A 20,408-nucleotide genomic window follows, 5' to 3' on the forward strand; every position below is an offset into this window, starting at 1 on the left:
GCGGCCAGTGAGGATATCTCGATGAGCATACATAAGTATGTGATTCGAGTAGCCGAGTGCAGCCAACAACGCTGCGGTTCGAAGTATGACGAGTATTTTTTGAGGAAAAAAAAATTAACCGCCATGAGCGACGATAACTCTTCGAGTAGCGATAACCCTGGTCCTAAGAAAGGGTTCTTTGCACTGTTAAATCACCTATTCCATGGTGAACCTAAAAATCGTGATGATTTGGTCGAATTAATCCGCGACTCTGAACAGAACGATTTGATCGATCCTGACACCCGCGAAATGCTTGAAGGGGTAATGGATATTGCGGATCAGCGTGTGCGCGACATTATGATCCCGCGTTCCCAAATTGTTACCTTAAAACGTAACCAAACGCTTGATGAGTGCCTTGATGTCATTATTGACTCTGCTCACTCACGCTTCCCTGTTATTAGTGAAGATAAAGACCATATCGAAGGGTTATTAATGGCAAAAGATTTACTGCCATTTATGCGTACTGACGCTGAGCCTTTTAGTATCGATAAGGTATTACGCCAAGCGGTTGTTGTCCCTGAAAGTAAGCGAGTAGACAGACTACTCAAAGAATTCCGCTCTCAACGCTACCATATGGCTATCGTTATCGATGAGTTTGGTGGTGTTTCTGGTCTAGTGACCATTGAAGATATTTTAGAGCTCATCGTGGGCGAAATTGAAGACGAATACGACGACCAAGACGATGTTGATATTCGTCAACTTAGCCGCCATTCTTATTCTGTGCGCGCCCTTACGCAGATTGAAGATTTCAATGAAGCCTTTGGGACTCATTTTAGTGACGAAGAGGTTGATACGGTCGGTGGCCTCGTTATGCAAGCCTTCGGCCATCTACCTTCTCGTGGTGAAACCATCACAATTGACAACTATCAATTTAAAGTTGCGATGGCAGATAGTCGCCGGATCCTTCTGCTTCACGTGAAAATTCCAGACGACGCGCCAGTTCCAACTTTGGAAGAAGAACAGACTTAATGAACTCAACGTCTATTTATCAAAGTCAGCGGTTGCGGTTACTGCTGGCTTTAATTTTCGGAGCCAGTGGAACGCTGGCTTTTTCGCCTTTTGACATCTGGCCTGCCGCACTTCTTTCTATCCTTTTTCTCCAATTACTGACCTTGCAGCGCACAGCCAAGCAATCTTTTGCTATCGGTTTCGCTTGGGGATTTGGCTTATTCGGTAGTGGCGTTAACTGGGTTTACGTCAGTATCGCGGATTTTGGGGGGATGCCAGGGCCTGTTAACGTCTTTATTGTCATTCTTTTGGCAGCATACCTTTCCCTTTATACAGGGCTTTTTGGGGCATTGATGGCTAAATTTGCCCCACATGCCAATATTTGGCGTTTAGTATTTCTTGCTCCTGCCCTGTGGCAAGTCACTGAGTTTTTACGTGGTTGGGTTCTCACTGGTTTCCCATGGCTGCAATTTGGCTACAGCCAAATTGATGGCCCCATGAAATCGCTCGCTCCAATATTCGGCGTCGAAATGATCACATTGCTATTATTTAGCATTAGTGGTTTGTTAGTGCTCGCTATCCTACGTCGTAGCTTTATTGCATTAGCCACAGCGGTAGTTTTACTGTTTGCCCCATTAGTTGCCAAAAATATTCAGTGGTTTACCCCGCTTGAAGACAACAAAATGCAGGTGGCATTAGTTCAAGGTAATATCCCGCAATCAATGAAATGGGAAGCCAGTTTTTTACAGAAAACCAAAGATACCTATATGGAGTTATCTCGTCCTTATATTGGTAAAGCATCGCTAATTATCTGGCCTGAATCTGCCGTACCTTCTGTTGAACTGGATAACCAAGCATGGCTAAAATCCCTCGACCGGCTGTTAGCGGCTTCGAACACTCAATTAATCACAGGGATCGTTGATGCAAGGCCAATGGATGGGGAATATGAGTTCTTTAATACGATTATTGTATTAGGGGATAAAAACCCGTATCTCTACCCATCAAAAAACCGTTATAACAAACATCATTTAGTGCCATTTGGGGAGTTTGTTCCATTAGAAGATATCCTGCGCCCTATTGCACCGTTTTTTAACTTACCGATGTCTGGATTCAGCCGTGGTGATTACCAACAAGCCCAACTCGCTGTAGGGAATATTCACCTCACTGCCGCTATTTGTTATGAAATTATCTTAGGTACACAGGTCAGAGATAATTTTAAACCTGATAGCGACTACTTACTTACTGTTTCAAATGATGCGTGGTTTGGCCAATCTATCGGCCCATGGCAGCATTTCCAAATGGCACGTATGCGTTCGTTAGAATTGGGACGCCCATTATTACGTTCCACTAATAACGGAATAACTGCGGTGATCCGTGCGGATGGTTCAATACAAGATATGCTACCACAATTTAAAACAGCGACTCTTGCCACTGAAGTCACACCGACAACAGGGCTAACCCCTTACGCACGTTGGAGTAATCATCCAATGTGGGGAATCGCCATTATGTTTGGTATTCTTGGTTTTGCTATGAATAGACGTCAAAAGTAACGATGTTGACCCCACCTCGGTACCTGTAAATGAGGTGGGGAAATTAGCTAAGCAACCAATAACCCCTGTGTGTCCGCAATCTTCACCGTCACAATACAGCCTGAATTAAATTGTAAGAAATCATCTTCAATGCCATCAGAAAAAATAACGCCGTTATCTGGCATTAATGACTCAACAGCTAACGGGCTACTCGGCTCAATCGTGCCAAATACCCATTTGGTTCCTGTCGTTTTACTTAAAAACGGCTCCCTAACACTAAATTGTAATTTACTTTCCCCCCAACCAAATCCTTTTGCCAACGGGTGAGTACTTACTCCCATAATGGCCTGTGCTCCCGCTAAAATAGATTGAAACCACCCCGTTGACCCAAGTCCTGTGGATATAATTATTCCAGAAGATGATTGAAACTCTTGTTCCCCATTCCAGTTCAATAAATAGCGTGCCGAAGTGTGGCTTTTCGGGCCAATGAATAAATCGTTTACCGCTAATAGTGATTGCCCATCATTGGTTGTAGCTTGTGCAAAAGTCACTATTTTTTGCTCTATTTTTCCTTTTAAGGTATTTATCACGACTTCCTGCAATTGGCCTATTTCAAAAGGAAGTAGTTGGCCATCCCACCTTTTAGGATCAGGATTAATAGCAATAACTGGCTGTCCATTTAAGTATTTCAAGGTATTCGCCACTAAACCATCTTGGCCAATAACAACAACAATATCGTGTTTAGAAAATTGGTAACTAGGCAATAATTTTCGTTCCAATAATTGAAATCTACCCAATGATTTCAATACCGATTCGGCTTGCACTAATTGGCGCTGATATAAATCATGCTCATTTAAATAATCGCTCACTTCAACATGGTTATGCTCCAAGTAAAATTTGGCTTGAGGCCAGGTGTTAAAGCGTTCAATCAATTCCTGTAAACGCGTTTTACGCATGACTAATACAAATCGCACGTCATTATTCCTTTGCATTATTTACCTCCTTTTTTCATTAACTGGCTAAATAAATCAGGCGATATATTGAGCTCACCAATTTTTCCAGCATTTTGTGCCAATGATTCGAATGCCATCGCCATCAACTGCTCAGGTCCCATTTTAGCCAACGCTAACGCTTTTAAGTTTTCAACGGGTAATTGGCTATAAGCTTTCATTTTAGATTCAATGGAATAAGCATCTGCATCAGACTGTATACGCTGGTTTTCAACACTAAGCGCAACCAGCTCATTGCGTTTTGCCTCTGCACTTACTTGTGCAATTAACTCTTCTTGCTCTATTTCGGCTCGCTCTCGCAATATTTTTCGCTCATTATCAAGACGAGCCTCTTCAATTTGTTGTTCTTTGGCCTGAACAGATAAATCTGTTTCTAATTCAGCTTCTTTAATTGTTCGCTCTTGTTCTACAGAAAACTTACGTCTTGCATAAATGGCATCATCAGCCTCTTTCAGTATGGATTCTCTCGCTTGTGCTTCTAACGCTTTGAGCGTTTCAGGTAATGGTGCGATGGCAGAAATAGAAACATCCAAAATTTCAATTCCCAGTGACTCAATAACCGCCTGCTCTGCTAATTGCTGGTTTACCAAAATCACTAATGATTGACTAATTAGTAATGCATCTCGCAATGAAGTAGTTTGTATTTTGGCTTGAATCACTGTTTGAGCTGCTCGCACTACTCGGTCACTTAATTTAAGGGGATCTTCAGAAGAGTAGCTTTTCCCATCCTTAGATAAATTAAAATTTAAGACGTCCGCGGTTTTTTCCGGCTGCTTTACCTGAAAAGAAATTTGCCCCTGGATACGTAAACTTTGGAAATCAGACGTTTGTAAATTAAAAATAAATGGGGCTTCTTGGGCATTTAATGGAAGTGCCGCAATGGATGTTTTATCGGAGTTATACCAAAAACTGAGCCCCTTACCTTGCTTACGCACTTTCCCATTCACCGATTGAATAACAAAAGTTGATGAGTCTGCTTTGAAATATTTAAAGTTAATCATAGTGGATTCCTCATTATTGTCTTTATGACCTTAATTAATTATTGTCTTATAGACAAAAATAAGTCAAGCATTAAATGTCTTAATGACAATAACTATTTTTACCTGTATGATCTAACCCTAAACTTCATCTTTAGCGATAAGTGGTAACAATATGAATGAAAAAGAGTTTCTTGCTAGTTATGACAGAAAAGATTATTTATCGCCTTTACTCACTGTCGATGCTGTTTTGTTTACTTACCATGAAAACACGTTGAAGGTATTACTGGTTGAGCGAGCAAGTTTCCCTGAAAAAGGAAAATGGGGCTTACCGGGAGGATTTATTGATGAGCAAAATGATCAAACCTTAGAAGAGACTGTTTTACGTAAACTAAAAGAAAAAACAGGAGTTATTCCTCCTTATGTTGAGCAGCTTTGTACAGAAGGAAATCACCAACGAGATCCTCGAGGCTGGTCTGTCACTGTTTGCTATACAGCTCTAATTGCTTACCAAGCCTGCGAAGCCCATATTGATACCGTGGATTCTGTAAAATGGGTCTCTATTGATGAAATTGAACAACTGACTCTTGCGTTCGACCACCTCAAACTTTATCAACACGCGAGAGAACGCCTAAAGCAAAAATCACTCTATTCGATAGTTCCAGGTTTTGCATTACCTGACGTTTTTACCTTAGCAGAGCTACAGCATGTCCATGAAGTTTTGATTGGTAAGCCTTTGCAAAATAAATCGTTTAGGCGCCGACTCGAACAAGCTGATTTGTTAATTGATACCGGAGAGAAACGCCACGAGCGCGGCCGACCCGCTAATTTGTATCGTTTAAAACCACAATCAGCGGACTACCGTTTTATTCGTAATTTAGAATTCTAATCATTGATATGCCTGATAAATAAATATTATCAGGCGTTCTAATGAATACTATTGGCAAATCGCAGGGGTAACAATATAGGTAAAAATAAGTTTGTTAGACTTATGATAATTATGCGTAATGCCTTCAGGGAACATTTCATGCAAAATATCCATACCTGCATTTTTACCGCAGTAGTTGCGATTTAAAATCTCACGCATATTTTGCTGCCAGCTATCACCTTCCAATATATTGTCAGGGATCCCTTTGATAGTGTATTGGTAAAATAACATGCCATTTTTAGCAGTCACTTCCGTCAATAGTGTTACGTCATCAATCAGCATAGGTAATGATTCCGCCATGTCAGATAGAAAAATGCCCCGTAACATCGTTGGGTCATCATCTCCTTTTGCATTAAACGCATTGATTTTATCTTCTGTTGAATTGGCTTTTATTTCATCATAACGCTGTTCTATTTCTGAATTTTTGATTGTTCCTGATGGTTCTTTCGTGGTCGTTTTTTCTTCCACATCAGGGGAGCATCCCGTGATTAATACCGCGCCTAAAAATAATCCAACCACTTTTTTAAATATCGCCATCCCATTCACCTATTTTATTATTTATATAGCCGAATGAGTTTATCATAGTGATAAATTAAACTTATAGGCAGAAAAATCCCCTTTTTAAGCCAAAGGGGATGATAGAAAAATTAAAACGATGCCAACCACATACGCATTTTTAGGCCATAAGAGCTAGTCCAACCCGATGTAAAGCTGACTAATTCACCGTTATCAATTACCATAAATGTGGGAGTTGCGCTGACCCCAACCGCATTGGAAAGCTGACCGCTGGTATCGTTAATCACAGGAAACGTTAATTCCTTGTTTTCCATTCCCTTGATTAAGCGAGATGTTTCACCTGAACGTATCGCGACCGAAATAATTGGCATACCTGATTGGCTTAACTCTGATACCGTTGGCGAAGTCAAATTACATACCCCACACCAAGTTGCCCAAAAATACACTAGAATCGGTTTTTCTTTACTTAACTCAGCTAATGAAACGCTCTCACCATTCACTAGAGTGTGCTGCTCCAATAATACGGGCGCAAGGGTTTGTGGTTTGCGCCATAAATCCATCACCGTAAAGGCAATAAATAAAATAATTGCCAAAACAATAATTTCTTTAGACCACTTTTTTATTTTATTCATATAGTTACTTACCTATTTGTTATCAAATAGTACAAATCAAAGATGTAAGAAACCAAAACATCCACTTAAAATGAATGCTTTAGCATTTAATTAAATATTTTTTTCCTATCCTCTAATTTTAGAGTTTGGATTGTTTAATCTTTATCCTCTAATTCTAGAGTTTGGATTATTTAATCTTTATCCTCTAATTCTAGAGTTTGGATTATTTAATCTTTATCCTCTAATTTTAGAGTTTGGATTATTTAATCTTTATCCTCTAAATAATTCGCGTTGTGGCTAGGCGGCGAGTGAAACTAAGCCCTAGGAGCATACATAAGTATGTGACTAGGGTTAGTAAGCGAAGCCAACAACGCCACAGCACGAAGTATGACGAGGATTATTTGAGCTTAGCGAGCTGCTCCTTCACTACCGCCTCAAACTGCTGTGCATCAATAGCACCTGGGATCATTTCATCACCCACCAATGTTGCTGGGGTACCATTCACACCCAATTTTTCTGCCAATATCATATTGGTACGAATACCATCGCGGCTCTTATCACTCGCTTTTAGCTTATCGTTGCCAGTGGCTTTGAGAGCATCTTTGATATTTGCATCTGATAGCATGCCCTGTTTTTGCATAAATTTATGGTGTAAAGCTTCAAATGCTTTCGGGTCTTCTTGCCACAGTGTCATGGTTAACTGAGCTGAATCCATTGAAGTCTGGCCTTTAAATGGTAAGTATTTAATTACCACAGCCACATCATCAGGGTATTTTTTCACAAGATCCATCAGTTGTGGGTCGAAACGCTTACAGAATGGGCAGTTAAAATCAGTAAAGTTAACCAAAACTAACTTGGCATCTTTTTTACCGATACGCGGGCTGGTTGGGTCATTGAATAAAGCATCGTGCTCCGCTTTTAACGTTTCTTTCATTTGGGCTTGTTGTTTTTCCCCTTGTTTGGCTTGCAGGGCAACGATAGCTTCTTCGAGAATTTCTGGGTTTTCAACCAAAGTATCACGCACTAATTTACGCACTTGTGCTTCTTGGTCTGCACTCAAAGGTGCCGCCTGTGCTACTGATCCAATCATTAGTGACGAAAATAAAACAGCTAAAATTGTTTTTTTCATTTTGTGGCTCCTTTGGCCTGATTCATAACGGATATTAGCGATTCACGATCAAGTATCGTTGAAAGTACTTCGCCTTCGGCCAAGTTAGGGCCATAGATTTGATTAAATGGAACAGCGACCTGCCCACGTTTTTGTAAAAATGCTGTAATTTCAGGTGAAGGCTTCGTCCAATCACCACGTAAAGCAACAACATCAGGTTCACTAAGCAGCTGTTGAATATCATCTCTTAGCAATACATTGTATTTATTTGCCTTACAGGTTACGCACCATTCCGCGGTAACATCAATAAATACGCGTTTATTATCCGCTAGCGCATCAGCAATTGCCTGTTCAGTTAGCGGTTGCCAATTCACCGTATCTTTAACGAGAGAGCGGCTACCAGAGTGCTGTTCTTGCGTCATCCAAACAAATCCACCAGCAAAAACAGCGAATAATATAAATGGCAAGATAGCTGCTCTTACACCACGTTTTATCGCGATAAAGACCACTAATAACACTAAGAAAATGACAGCAATCGAGGTCGAAGTAGAGACACCAAAATGCGGAATTAATAAACTAATTAGCCATAAGCTGGAAACTAGCATCATGACTCCAAGTATTGCACGCAATTTGAGCATCCACATACCCGGTTTTGGTAACAACCTCGCAATAGCAGGAAAAGCGGCAATTAATAGCCAAGGCAAACTCATTCCGACACCTAATGCCGTGAAGATCAACCACAACTCTTCCATTGGCGCTGCCAGTGCAAAGGCCACGGCTGTGCCCAAAAATGGTGCAGAACAAGGCGTTGCCAACAATGTCGCGAATACCCCTTGCCAGAAATGACCACTATTGCCATGACCACCTGCGGTCGCCAAGCGTGTATTAGCCTTACTGCCAAGGTTGATTTCGAATAAACCAAATAAATTTGCAGTAAATAACGCCGTTACCACCACCATAAAGCCGATAAACCACGGGTTTTGGAACTGAATACCCCAGCCAACGGCTTGCTGACCGACCCGCAGTAAGGTCATCAGTAAGGCGAGTAACCAGAAGGAAACCAAAATCCCTGAAGAAGACAGTAAAAATTGACGACGAATGGTTTTCTGCTCACCTTGCGGAACCATTAAGACTGAGCCCAGTTTCATGGCGAGTACAGGAAGAACGCATGGCATTAGATTAAGGATCAAGCCACCTAAAAGTGCAAATAACACTACTTGCCATAAAGAAGCACCGCTCACTTTTGACGCTATTGTGCCAGTAAATGTGCTAACTTGATGGCTAATTTGCTGGGAAATGTCACCATCAGAAACCACAAAAGAAATGGTTTTTCCGGTTAAATCAGGAGACTCGCCCCCCCAATCATCACCAACATCTATTGTTGCTGTTAAATGTTCTCCTGATGTTTCTATTACAGGTACGCCTAACGCCGCCCCTTCAACCACATCAGTGAAAATGTTCGGTTGTTCCCACGAGTTCCCTGTGTTTTTTTGTAATTCAATGATTAGCTTATCATTAGCAAAACCAACTTTGGTTTGCTCAACTAAACCACTTGATGGTGGAACCGCACCTTTGGCTTGGTTAAACGCCCAAGTAAAGTCAGCAGGAACAGGTTCTGTTAAATCGAGCTCAAATGGGTAATCGGTTAAAATACAAACATTACTACATGTTGATAATGTTAACGTTCCTGCCAGTTTGTCCAACTTCTCATTACTTGTTACTGTTATAGGGAAAATCACATCGCCCATATAACCTTGAGTTGAAACACCCGCGACATCAAAGCGCCCTGGTGTTGGCCATTGCCAATCCGTTGATTCAACAGGTGACGACCATACGATTTCAGGCGCTACTCCGCCTTCGCCTGGCGAGCGCCAATAGGTTTTCCACCCCTCATCAAGTTTCACATCAAGCAAAACCTCAATTTTGCCATTTTCCTGTGCTGAACTTAATAACCTGACCTGCGCATGCCGTGGAGTGTTGTCATTCATCCACCCCGTATTCGCAGGTTGCAACCACCCCGTATCTGCAGCGTATAAACTGCTCGAAAATAGTGCAAAAAATATAAAAAATGAATTAATTAAAAAACGCATTGTTTCCTCCAGAATAAATTACACAAACGAATCCCTATTCGTTGTGTGTTAATTCCGAAGATTACAAAATTGTAAGTGTCTTCTGACTCTTGGAGGGGCATGCTTCTCTTCATTATTTGCTCTAGATATAAATAGATTAGTACAAAATAAAGTTAGCGCAGCCAAAGTAAGGAGCATAAAGAAGAATGGTTCAAGCACAGCAGGTAACAAAGTCATTAATGACTTGGCGCTCAGTTCACAACTAGAAAGATGTGTACTACTGCCATCACCTTGTTTTACTTGTGATTGTTCGATATAGGAAAGGTTAGCTCCAGTATTAATTTGCACTTGAGCTAAGACGTCGGGCACAAAAAAATTGGCGAGCAGACGCTCTCCGACGGCGCGTTGATTCATACAAATCAATACCATCAGACAGGCGAATATCACTAATCCTTTACCTAATTTTAAATGCCTGTTCATGCGCACCTTGGTATAACTTCCTGAAATAATACTAATTATGCGACTTTGATAACCATAACGATAAAAACCAGTCTTTGATTAATACCGTTACACCGTCTATAAGTTAAATAGAGGTTACATCTTACACAGCAAAATATTCCGTACAAGTGTCATCAGCTAACTTTACAAATATTATTCTCTTCCCAATGAACAAAAATGCAGTTCCATCAAAACTAGGCACGTAAATTGCTTTATCCAATATATGACATGAAATGAAGATAGATTGCACCTTAACAGTGCGTGACTATCAGTTTAGGACAATATTAAGTGGCAAATCACCATGTTAGTGCGGTAATTCAAAAATTACCCAAATAATATGCGAGACAGCTCCCGAAATTGAAACAATTTGTTTTCATTAATTAACAAATTTAATTACTTTTTAACAACAATAAAACATATAGCGGATAATCGCGGTATTGTCTAAATCTGCGAAACATTTGCAAACACAACACTACAAAACCACAGTAATTCAGGTGTTATCTCGTGATGACCCCTTAAAATTACAACGGGTTTACACCGATGTTCTAAAGGAGTTGTAATTATGCGTATAAGTAAACTTGTATTATCGATGATGATTTTAGGTGCAACCTGCGCAGTCCAAGCAGAAGAATTAAACGGCACTCTGAAAAAAATCAAAGACAACGGTGTAATAGTTGTTGGTCATCGTGAATCATCCGTACCGTTCTCTTACTATGATAATAGCCAGAAAGTGGTTGGTTACTCACAGGATTATTCAAATGCCATTGTTGATGCAGTGAAGAAAAAATTAAACATGCCTGATCTGCAAGTCAAACTCATTCCCATTACATCACAAAACCGTATTCCACTCCTGCAAAATGGCACATTTGATTTTGAATGTGGTTCAACAACCAATAACGTAGAAAGACAAAAACAAGCGGCTTTCTCTAACACTATCTTTGTGGTCGGGACACGCTTACTCACCAAAGGTGATTCCGGTGTAAAAGACTTTGCTGACTTAGCCGGTAAAAATGTTGTCGTGACCTCAGGTACGACTTCTGAAATTCTGTTGAATCAGTTGAATGATGAAAAAAATATGAAAATGCGCATTATCAGCGCGAAAGACCATGGTGACTCATTCCGTACCTTGGAGTCAGGCCGTGCTGTTGCCTTTATGATGGATGATGCACTGTTAGCGGGTGAGCGAGCAAAAGCGAAAAAACCGGATATCTGGGAAATCGTTGGCAAACCGCAAACTGAAGAAGCTTATGGCTGTATGTTGCGTAAAGATGATCCTCAATTTAAAGCGCTTATCGACGAAACCATTGCGAATGCACAGACCTCAGGGGTCGCAGAGAAATCCTTTGACCGCTGGTTCAATCAGCCTATTCCACCAAAAAATCTGAACCTGAAATTTACTTTGTCCGATGAAATGAAAGCCTTATTTAAAGAACCAAATGACAAAGCATTAAACTAATAAAAAGACAAACAGGGTATTACTGAAGTAAGAATTGCAAGGCGGTCGTTCCCCGCCTTGCATCCTCTCTTACGACAGTATTCGGGAATTACATTGCCCACAGGAAGTCAATATTATGTCTATTAACTGGAATTGGGGGATTTTCCTTCAGGAAGCCCCATTTGGGAATACCACCTACTTAGGGTGGTTAATATCTGGCCTCGAAGTCACCGTAACACTTTCTATTTGCGCTTGGATTATTGCATTTCTAGTCGGTTCATTCTTCGGTATTTTACGTACAGTACCTAACCGTTTTTTAGCTTTTTTAGGTACCGCATACGTAGAATTATTCCGTAACGTGCCGCTTATTGTACAATTTTTTACTTGGTATTTAGTTATTCCAGAACTTCTCCCGCGTTCAATCGGGGATTGGTTTAAAATGGATTTAGATCCTAACTATCAATTCTTTATTTCCTCAATGCTTTGCCTTGGGTTATTCACCGCAGCGCGGATGACTGAGCAAGTGCGCGCAGCCATTCAGTCACTACCTAGAGGGCAAAAAAGTGCCGCACTCGCAATGGGGCTGACTTTGCCACAAACCTATCGCTACGTTCTATTACCCAATGCCTATCGGGTTATTTTGCCACCAATGACGTCAGAAATGTTGAACTTGGTTAAAAACTCAGCCATTGCGTCAACCATTGGCTTAGTCGATATGGCAGCACAAGCCGGAAAGCTATTGGACTATTCTGCTCACGCATGGGAATCCTTTACCGCAATTACGTTAGCTTATGTCGGTATTAACGTCATTATCATGATTCTGATGACGTTATTAGAGCGCAAAGTTCGCTTACCTGGCACTCTTGGAGGGCGGTAAAATGATGTATGAATTTGACTGGAGCTCAATTGCTCCGAGTATGCCCTTTTTAATCGATGGCTTTATTGTCACAGCAAAAATCACACTAACCGCGATAGTGGTCGGAATATTGTGGGGTACCGTCCTTGCCGTGATGCGGTTATCCACATTCAAACCAATTAGCTGGTTTGCGGCCTTGTATGTGAATACATTCCGTTCTATTCCGTTGGTTATGGTTTTACTGTGGTTTTACTTAATCGTACCTAGCTTATTACAAAATGTTCTAGGCTTATCACCAAAAAATGATATTCGTTTAATTTCTGCGATGATAGCCTTCTCTCTTTTTGAAGCGGCCTATTACTCTGAGATTATTCGTGCTGGTATTCAAAGTATTTCACGAGGACAAGCCTCTGCGGCGTTAGCTTTGGGAATGACAAATATGCAAACTATGCGGCTCGTGGTGTTACCGCAAGCCTTTAAAGCCATGGTGCCATTGTTGTTAACTCAAGGGATTGTGCTGTTCCAAGACTCATCCCTCGTGTATGTGCTCAGTTTGACAGACTTTTTCCGTACCGCCACCAATATTGGTGAGCGTGATGGGACACAAGTAGAGATGGTACTGTTTGCGGGTCTGGTGTACTTTATTGTCAGTTTTGGCGCTTCTATGTTAGTGAATTATCTTAAGAAAAGGACTGTTTCATGATAACCCTGAAAAATGTATCCAAATGGTATGGCCAATTTCAGGTGCTTACAGACTGCACAACTGAAGTTAAAAAAGGTGAGGTTGTGGTTGTGTGCGGGCCATCTGGTTCTGGTAAATCCACATTAATAAAAACAGTGAATGGTTTAGAGCCGATTCAACAGGGTGAGATTTTTGTGAATGATATTCAAGTTAATAACAAAAAAACTGACCTTGCAAAACTTCGCTCTAAAGTTGGGATGGTATTCCAACACTTCGAGCTCTTTCCTCATTTGTCGATTATTGAAAATTTGACATTAGCGCAAGTTAAGGTATTAAACCGCGATAAAAAAGAAGCGGAAGCAAAAGGTTTGAAATTATTGGAACGCGTAGGTTTATCCAGCCATGCCAATAAATTTCCAGCTCAGCTTTCAGGTGGGCAACAACAGCGTGTCGCTATCGCTCGAGCACTGTGTATGGATCCTATCGCTATGCTATTTGATGAACCTACTTCAGCGCTAGACCCAGAAATGATCAACGAAGTGCTTGATGTTATGGTTGAATTAGCCAATGAAGGCATGACCATGATGGTGGTTACCCATGAAATGGGATTCGCCAAAAAAGTGGCTAATCGTGTTATTTTTATGGATGAAGGCAAGATAGTTGAAGACAGTAAAAAAGAAGATTTTTTTGCTAACCCACAATCCGACCGTGCAAAAGATTTTCTCGCAAAAATCCTCCATTAATATTCAAGAGGGAGCTCATTAGCTCCCTCGTCTTATCACTGCGCTATTAGCAAATAAATCAACAGCAACAACCTGAATTCGAAATAGATCAATAAACCACTACCATTTAACAAACTTTTTAGTTAAGTTGTTTGGTTATCAGCGTAAAATATCCTGATCCGTTCCCCGAAAAGCAATATCCAGCCTCCCTCGTAGGTTCAGCTAATCAACTATTGTTGTTTTCGGTGTAGATCCGCTATGCTATGCGATCTCAATTAAGAAAGACATTCACGCTACAGATGTAGCATTTATTCACCATAGGATTATCGGTGCCATGCAAGAACAATATCGTCCAGAAGATATAGAGCCTAAAGTACAGCGTCACTGGGATGAAAAAGCAACTTTCAAAGTGACTGAAGACAACAGCAAAGAAAAATACTACTGCCTGTCCATGCTACCTTACCCTTCTGGTCGACTACACATGGGCCACGTACGTAACTACACCATGGGTGACGTTATCTCTCGTTACCAACGTTTGTTGGGGAAAAACGTTCTCCAACCAATTGGTTGGGATGCGTTTGGTCTGCCTGCTGAAGGTGCTGCGGTTAAAAATAATACTGCTCCTGCGCCTTGGACTTATGCCAATATCGATTACATGAAAAACCAGCTGAAAATGCTCGGTTTCGGTTACGATTGGGATCGCGAAGTCACGACTTGTACCCCTGAATATTACCGTTGGGAACAATGGTTCTTCACTAAATTGTATGAAAAAGGTTTAGTGTACAAAAAAACCTCTGCGGTTAACTGGTGCCCACATGACTTAACTGTTTTGGCGAATGAACAAGTGGTTGATGGCTGCTGCTGGCGTTGTGACACCCCTGTTGAGCGCAAAGAAATCCCACAGTGGTTTATTAAAATTACCGACTACGCAGAAGAGCTGCTCAACGACCTTGACAAATTAGATGACTGGCCAGAGCAAGTCAAAACCATGCAGCGCAACTGGATCGGTCGTTCCGAAGGGACTGAGATCACGTTCAATGTTGCAGACCGTGATGAAACCTTAACAGTCTATACCACTCGCCCTGATACTTTTATGGGGGCAACTTATGTGGCTGTTGCAGCAGGTCACCCTCTGGCTAAAGAAGCCGCGACAAATAACCCTGAATTAGCCCAATTTATTGATGAGTGCCGTAATACCAAAACTGCGGAAGCAGATATGGCAACCATGGATAAAAAAGGTATGGCAACCGGTTTATTCGTTATTCATCCATTAACCCAAGAAAAGCTGCCAATTTGGGTCGCTAACTTTGTCTTAATGGAATACGGTACTGGTGCTGTTATGGCCGTTCCTGCCCATGACCAACGTGACTGGGAATTCGCTCACAAATATAACTTACCCATCAAAGCAGTTATTGCCGATGCTGATGGCAATGAGCCTGATTTATCCCAAGAAGCGATGACCGAAAAAAATGCACTGATTAACTCAGGTGAATTCAGTGGATTAGACCACCAAGCTGGCTTCAATGCCATTTCAGATAAACTTGTCGCACTAGGTGCAGGTCAACGTAAAGTAAACTACCGCTTACGTGACTGGGGTGTTTCACGTCAACGTTACTGGGGGGCACCAATCCCAATGGCAACATTGGAAGATGGTACTGTCGTTCCTGTTCCTGAAGACCAGTTACCTGTCATTTTGCCAGAAGATGTCGTGATGAACGGCATTACCAGCCCAATTAAAGCTGACCCTGAGTGGGCAAAAATGACCATTAACGGTCAACCTGCATTACGTGAAACCGATACCTTCGATACCTTTATGGAATCTTCTTGGTACTATGCACGTTATACCTGCCCGCAATATGACGACGGCATGTTAGACCCCGAGGCAGCAAACTACTGGTTACCGGTTGACCAATATATTGGTGGTATCGAACATGCCATCATGCACTTAATGTATTTCCGCTTCTTCCATAAGTTGATGCGTGATGCAGGGTTAGTCAACTCAGATGAACCAGCAAAACGCTTACTGTGCCAAGGCATGGTGCTTGCTGATGCATTCTATTATACGGGCAGCGATGGTCAGCGTGTTTGGGTTTCTCCAGCAGACGCCATTGTTGAACGTGACGACAAAAACCGTATTATTAAAGCCGTAGATAATGAAGGCCATGAACTGGTGTATACCGGTATGAGCAAAATGTCTAAGTCGAAAAACAACGGTATTGACCCACAATTAATGGTCGAAAAATACGGTGCGGATACCGTTCGCCTATTTATGATGTTTGCTGCACCACCAGAGTTAACCCTTGAGTGGCAAGAATCCAGCGTTGAAGGTGCTAACCGCTTCGTTCGTCGCGTTTGGCGTTTAGTACACGAGCACTCACAAAAAGGTGCAACTTCACCTTTAGATATCAGCACATTAACACCTGAACAAAAAGACTTACGTCGTGATCTGCACAAAACAATCGCGAAAGTCTCTGATGATTTCAGCCGTCGTTATGCATTCAACACTGCTATTGCTGCTATCATGGAATTCATGAACAAATTGGTTCGTGCGCCACAAGAAACGGAACAAGACCGTGCATTAGTTCAAGAGTCTCTTGAGGCTATCACGCTGATGTTATCACCAATCATTCCACATGCTTGCTTTGAAATGTGGAAAGCGCTCGGTCACCAAACAGACATCGATTTCGCACAATGGCCTGTTGCTGATGAAAAAGCCATGATTGACGATACCAAACTGGTTGTCGTTCAAGTTAATGGTAAGGTTCGTGGTCGTATCACCGTTCCGGCTGATGCAAACCAAGAATTTGTCCTAGATATGGCAAAAAATGAACCGAGCGTAGCGAAATACCTTGAAGGTGTTGGCATTCGCAAAGTAATCTATGTCCCAGGCAAATTGCTAAACCTTGTTGTAGGTTAATATTAGGTTGTTGGCTGATAAGGAGGCCAGGTGCGTTATCTGATAACTTTATTTTTGAGCCTGGCGGTGCTAGTCACCGCAGGTTGCGGTTTTCGTCTTCAAGGAACAACACAAATTCCTGAGGAACTGAGAACTTTGCAACTAAGTTCAAGTGATCCATATGGCTACCTTACAAGGGCGCTTAGGGAGCAACTGCGGCTCAATAATGTAACCATTCTCGAAACTGGAAGAGCCGGTGTTCCCATTTTGAAAGTTCTGAGTTCTAATGAAAACACTGAAACTGTGTCCGTTTATCAAGATGGTAAAGCGGCAGAAAAACAATTAACACTGGTAATGAATGTGCAAGTGTTAATGCCTGATGGTGCTATCTATCCTTTACAAAGCCGTGTTGAACGCACTTTCTTCGACAACCCTTTAGAAGCACTGGCGAAAGATGCTGAAAAAGAAATTGTAAGGCAAGAAATGCAAGAACAAGCTGCACGCAATATCGTGCGTAAATTATTGCTTGTTCATTCAGCAGAACTTGAAAAAGCAAAAAACCAAGCGGCTGATACGAATACTCAACCATAATGACACGTATCTACCCTGAACAGCTGGCCTCTTCGTTACAAGAGTCTCTGAGAGGCCGCTATTTAATTTGGGGCAATGAGCCCCTTCTTCTTCAAGAAAGCCAAGATGCCATCCGCAAAGCGGCACAAGAGCAAGGCTTTGAAGAGCATTTTTCGTTTTCTCTAGAGCAACATACTGATTGGGATGAGATTTTTAGCCTTTGCCAAGCTCTCAGCCTATTTGCTAGCCGTCAAACTCTCACGCTGTTATTGCCTGAAAATGGCCCTAACGCTGCCATGGCTGAAAAGCTGAACCAACTGGCGCAATTACTGCATTCAGATCTCCTGCTTGTGTTACGTGGTCATAAGCTCACTAAAGCACAAGAAAACAGTGCTTGGTTTAAAGCAATTAGCCAAGATGCTATTTATATCAGCTGCCTAACGCCTGAATATCAGCGGTTACCACAATGGGTTTCTAAACGCGCCTACAGTATGCGGCTTTCGTTAGAAACCGAAGCTAACCAGCTACTTTGTTACTGTTATGAAGGGAATTTACTTGGTTTAGCGCAAGCACTTGAGCGGCTGTCTCTTCTTTATCCAGATGGTAAACTCACCTATCCTCGGGTTAAGAGTGCCGTTAATGACTCTGCGCATTTTACTCCCTACCATTGGGTTGATGCCCTATTGGCTGGTAAATCCCGCCGTTCATGGCATATTTTAGAGCAATTGCAGCAAGAAGATATTGAGCCTGTTATTTTATTGCGATCAATCCAACGCGATCTAATGTTGCTTATTACATTAAAACGCCAGTCTGCAACAACCGCGTTAAAGACATTATTTGATCAACACAAAGTGTGGCAAAACCGCCGAGGTGTGCTCACGGAAGCCTTACAACGTTTAACATTGCATCAATTACAATCTGCATTAATGTTATTAACGCAAGCAGAAATCAATATTAAACAAGATTTTAGCCATTCTCCATGGCCTGACCTGCAGTCACTGTCTATGCTATTATGTGGTAAAGCATTTGCAGAGAATTTTATTCATGAGTAACTCATTTTCAAAACAACATAACTTGCTCGCATTATTCGGTGGGACGTTCGACCCCATTCACTTTGGCCATTTACGTCCAGTGCAAGCACTTGCTCAACAAGTTGGGCTCGAAAAAGTTATCTTGTTACCTAACCACGTTCCCCCCCATCGCCCACAACCAGAAGCGACGCCATCACAACGTTTAGAAATGGTGAAACTCGCAATTCAAAATGCGCCTTTATTTGCTATCGATACACGTGAATTAGAGAAAAATAGCCCTTCTTACACGATAGAAACACTGGTTGAATTACGCCAAGAAATTGGGCCAGAAAAACCTCTGGCGTTTATTATTGGTCAAGATTCCTTATTATCGATTAATAAATGGTACGGCTGGGAGCGGATACTTGATAACTGCCATTTATTGGTTTGTTCCCGACCGGGATATGCCACACAGTTTGCCGATCCTAAAATGCAAAACTGGCTGTTAGAACATCAAACAACAGACCCTATTGCCTTAAACCAAGTGGCGAATGGGTATATTTTTATTGGAGATACTCCACTGGTAAATATCTCAGCAACAGAGATCCGCGAAAAATTAAATTCAGGCGACTCTTGTCACGATTTAATTCCAGATGCAGTTCTGCAATATATTCATCAACATCACCTTTATCAGCAATAAGGGAGCTCCCTTATTGAACAACTATTCGGATATGGCTCAAAAATGACTTGCTCTATTAAATAGTTGTCTGGGTATTGAATAAGCAATTGTTTCATCATCTCTAACGGCCTGTTTAACGGTAAATTCCCCGCTAAATAGTCGTTAATCAGCCATAATAAGCGTTTTTTCTCATCCTTCGTGGCTTTGTGTTTGAAATAACCTTGCATATGGCTCAGCGCATTAACTTCCGTGTTTCTTGCTGGCACTGTCGCCAATATTTCCATTAAACAAGCTTTATATTGATTAAAAAAACACACAAGGTCGGTACTGCTTTTAATACTCGCCACTAAACGCCCTGTATACTGATAGCCAACAGGGGAATACGCCATAATGAGATATTTGTGGCAGCTATGAAATTGAATAATGTTGTGATGTGTTAATTCGTTGTATAAACCATCTAACCTTTGTAACGTATACAATTTCGTCAAAAAGCAGTCCCAGAACGTTGTATCTTGTAGTTTATCACTGGTTAATATTGGAATGTTAGCAGGGAATAGCCCCTGTAATTCAGGGAGTTGCTGGCCAAAGCAAATAATACCATTAACTTTGTTTTGCCTGTCCTCATGGGAAAAATCCGTCATAAATTCAACCATGGAACTCACTTGTCGATGAATATTAACAGGAAGATGATTAATCCCTTCAAATATAAAAACTTTTGGCTTAATTATTTGCATAATACCTATCTCATCCTAAAATGTTTTTCAGGAGTACAGTTTCTAGAGTTATTTTGTAAAGTTAACACAAACTTCTTGCTCAAATGTACGGATATCCCTATAAATTTCACTCCACAATGAATAAAAAATAATTTAGCCGATTTTTCTTAAAATCTAGGGTAAAATAACAAGGCTGTTAATGTGTTTGATTCGTTATCAGCCATTATTTTATCTACAAACTACAAACAGTGTTTAACGTGATATTCTGTTTATTTGAATAAAAGGTGAACCTTTTGCAAGGAACTGAACTCCAACAATTTATTATCGATCAGCTTGATGATGCTAAAGCAGAAGATATCATTACTATCGATGTTCAAGGGAAATCAAGTATTACCGATCAGATGATCATCTGTACAGGGACATCAAGCCGCCATTTGATGTCAGTCGCTGACAGATTAATCGAAGCTTGCCGAAAAAATGGTTTAATGCCATTGGGTGTTGAAGGGCAAGGCATTTCTGATTGGATTGTCGTCGACCTTGGCGATGCCATTGTTCATATTATGCAAGAAGAAAGTCGTCGTATGTATGAATTAGAAAAGCTTTGGAGCTGAG

General features: G+C 41.3%; 20 protein-coding genes. 12 read left to right on the plus strand and 8 right to left on the minus strand.

Going from position 1 to position 20,408, the window contains the following annotated elements:
* Positions 1 to 123 precede the first annotated feature (123 nt).
* Together corC and lnt are read left to right on the plus strand one after the other, a co-directional pair.
* A complete protein-coding gene (gene corC, locus M1F17_RS15125; RefSeq protein ID WP_036958175.1) occupies positions 124 to 1,008 on the plus strand; it encodes a CNNM family magnesium/cobalt transport protein CorC in 885 nt (294 codons plus the stop codon).
* On the plus strand, positions 1,008 to 2,537 hold the full coding sequence (gene lnt / locus M1F17_RS15130; protein WP_004256995.1) for an apolipoprotein N-acyltransferase: 1,530 nt from the start codon (positions 1,008 to 1,010) through the stop codon (positions 2,535 to 2,537). Before corC ends, lnt begins: the two co-directional genes overlap by 1 nt.
* Before the next feature lie 47 nt (positions 2,538 to 2,584).
* Here lnt and M1F17_RS15135 read toward each other — a convergent pair whose 3' ends face one another.
* Both M1F17_RS15135 and M1F17_RS15140 read right to left on the minus strand, forming a co-directional pair.
* On the minus strand, positions 2,585 to 3,508 hold the full coding sequence (locus M1F17_RS15135) for a sugar kinase (protein ID WP_318837051.1): 924 nt from the start codon (positions 3,506 to 3,508) through the stop codon (positions 2,585 to 2,587).
* Complete coding sequence (locus M1F17_RS15140; protein ID WP_004257001.1) at positions 3,508 to 4,527, minus strand: SPFH domain-containing protein; 1,020 nt, start codon at positions 4,525 to 4,527, stop codon at positions 3,508 to 3,510. The genes M1F17_RS15135 and M1F17_RS15140 overlap by 1 nt, the downstream gene beginning before the upstream one ends.
* Before the next feature lie 151 nt (positions 4,528 to 4,678).
* Here M1F17_RS15140 and M1F17_RS15145 point away from each other — a divergent pair, with 151 nt between their 5' ends.
* Positions 4,679 to 5,392, plus strand: coding sequence for an NUDIX hydrolase (locus M1F17_RS15145; RefSeq protein WP_164455891.1), 714 nt, complete (start codon positions 4,679 to 4,681; stop codon positions 5,390 to 5,392).
* A 48-nt stretch (positions 5,393 to 5,440) separates the two neighbouring features.
* Here M1F17_RS15145 and M1F17_RS15150 read toward each other — a convergent pair whose 3' ends face one another.
* From M1F17_RS15150 to M1F17_RS15170, 5 genes are all read right to left on the minus strand, one after another.
* Positions 5,441 to 5,968: a hypothetical protein gene (locus M1F17_RS15150; protein WP_004257009.1), complete on the minus strand. Its 528-nt coding sequence runs from the start codon at positions 5,966 to 5,968 to the stop codon at positions 5,441 to 5,443.
* A 110-nt stretch (positions 5,969 to 6,078) separates the two neighbouring features.
* Positions 6,079 to 6,579: a redoxin domain-containing protein gene (locus M1F17_RS15155; RefSeq protein ID WP_096864956.1), complete on the minus strand. Its 501-nt coding sequence runs from the start codon at positions 6,577 to 6,579 to the stop codon at positions 6,079 to 6,081.
* A 376-nt stretch (positions 6,580 to 6,955) separates the two neighbouring features.
* Complete coding sequence (locus M1F17_RS15160; protein ID WP_110591314.1) at positions 6,956 to 7,687, minus strand: DsbA family protein; 732 nt, start codon at positions 7,685 to 7,687, stop codon at positions 6,956 to 6,958.
* Complete coding sequence (locus tag M1F17_RS15165; protein ID WP_112307276.1) at positions 7,684 to 9,756, minus strand: protein-disulfide reductase DsbD family protein; 2,073 nt, start codon at positions 9,754 to 9,756, stop codon at positions 7,684 to 7,686. The genes M1F17_RS15160 and M1F17_RS15165 overlap by 4 nt, the downstream gene beginning before the upstream one ends.
* Before the next feature lie 48 nt (positions 9,757 to 9,804).
* Positions 9,805 to 10,215, minus strand: coding sequence for a metal resistance protein (locus M1F17_RS15170; RefSeq protein WP_112307277.1), 411 nt, complete (start codon positions 10,213 to 10,215; stop codon positions 9,805 to 9,807).
* Between the two features lie 607 nt (positions 10,216 to 10,822).
* Here M1F17_RS15170 and M1F17_RS15175 point away from each other — a divergent pair.
* The 8 genes from M1F17_RS15175 to nadD all read left to right on the plus strand — a co-directional run bounded on the left by M1F17_RS15175 (position 10,823) and on the right by nadD (position 19,104).
* The gene (locus tag M1F17_RS15175; protein WP_004257033.1) at positions 10,823 to 11,689 is read left to right on the plus strand and encodes a glutamate/aspartate ABC transporter substrate-binding protein; all 867 of its coding nucleotides are present in this window, start codon (positions 10,823 to 10,825) and stop codon (positions 11,687 to 11,689) included.
* A 115-nt stretch (positions 11,690 to 11,804) separates the two neighbouring features.
* On the plus strand, positions 11,805 to 12,545 hold the full coding sequence (locus M1F17_RS15180) for an amino acid ABC transporter permease (RefSeq protein ID WP_004257036.1): 741 nt from the start codon (positions 11,805 to 11,807) through the stop codon (positions 12,543 to 12,545).
* Between the two features lie 4 nt (positions 12,546 to 12,549).
* The gene (gltK, locus tag M1F17_RS15185) at positions 12,550 to 13,227 is read left to right on the plus strand and encodes a glutamate/aspartate ABC transporter permease GltK (protein WP_036958176.1); all 678 of its coding nucleotides are present in this window, start codon (positions 12,550 to 12,552) and stop codon (positions 13,225 to 13,227) included.
* On the plus strand, positions 13,224 to 13,949 hold the full coding sequence (locus tag M1F17_RS15190; RefSeq protein WP_004257041.1) for an amino acid ABC transporter ATP-binding protein: 726 nt from the start codon (positions 13,224 to 13,226) through the stop codon (positions 13,947 to 13,949). Before gltK ends, M1F17_RS15190 begins: the two co-directional genes overlap by 4 nt.
* Positions 13,950 to 14,262: 313 nt before the next feature.
* Positions 14,263 to 16,845, plus strand: a complete 2,583-nt coding sequence (gene leuS, locus M1F17_RS15195; RefSeq protein WP_004257043.1) for a leucine--tRNA ligase — start codon at positions 14,263 to 14,265, stop codon at positions 16,843 to 16,845.
* A 30-nt stretch (positions 16,846 to 16,875) separates the two neighbouring features.
* On the plus strand, positions 16,876 to 17,415 hold the full coding sequence (gene lptE / locus M1F17_RS15200) for an LPS assembly lipoprotein LptE (protein ID WP_096864959.1): 540 nt from the start codon (positions 16,876 to 16,878) through the stop codon (positions 17,413 to 17,415).
* Positions 17,415 to 18,446, plus strand: a complete 1,032-nt coding sequence (gene holA, locus M1F17_RS15205) for a DNA polymerase III subunit delta (RefSeq protein WP_094961799.1) — start codon at positions 17,415 to 17,417, stop codon at positions 18,444 to 18,446. The genes lptE and holA overlap by 1 nt, the downstream gene beginning before the upstream one ends.
* Positions 18,439 to 19,104: a nicotinate-nucleotide adenylyltransferase gene (gene nadD, locus M1F17_RS15210; protein WP_094961798.1), complete on the plus strand. Its 666-nt coding sequence runs from the start codon at positions 18,439 to 18,441 to the stop codon at positions 19,102 to 19,104. The genes holA and nadD overlap by 8 nt, the downstream gene beginning before the upstream one ends.
* Here nadD and M1F17_RS15215 read toward each other — a convergent pair.
* On the minus strand, positions 19,095 to 19,817 hold the full coding sequence (locus M1F17_RS15215) for a YbgA family protein (RefSeq protein WP_272661033.1): 723 nt from the start codon (positions 19,815 to 19,817) through the stop codon (positions 19,095 to 19,097). The two genes, nadD and M1F17_RS15215, sit on opposite strands and share 10 nt — an antisense overlap.
* 263 nt (positions 19,818 to 20,080) lie before the next feature.
* On the opposite strand from M1F17_RS15215, the gene rsfS reads away from it, so the two are divergent.
* On the plus strand, positions 20,081 to 20,407 hold the full coding sequence (rsfS, locus tag M1F17_RS15220) for a ribosome silencing factor (RefSeq protein ID WP_004257063.1): 327 nt from the start codon (positions 20,081 to 20,083) through the stop codon (positions 20,405 to 20,407).
* Position 20,408: the final 1 nt, after the last annotated feature.

It is taken from the genome of Providencia sp. PROV073 (assembly GCF_033688125.1).
Taxonomy (GTDB): domain Bacteria; phylum Pseudomonadota; class Gammaproteobacteria; order Enterobacterales; family Enterobacteriaceae; genus Providencia; species Providencia hangzhouensis.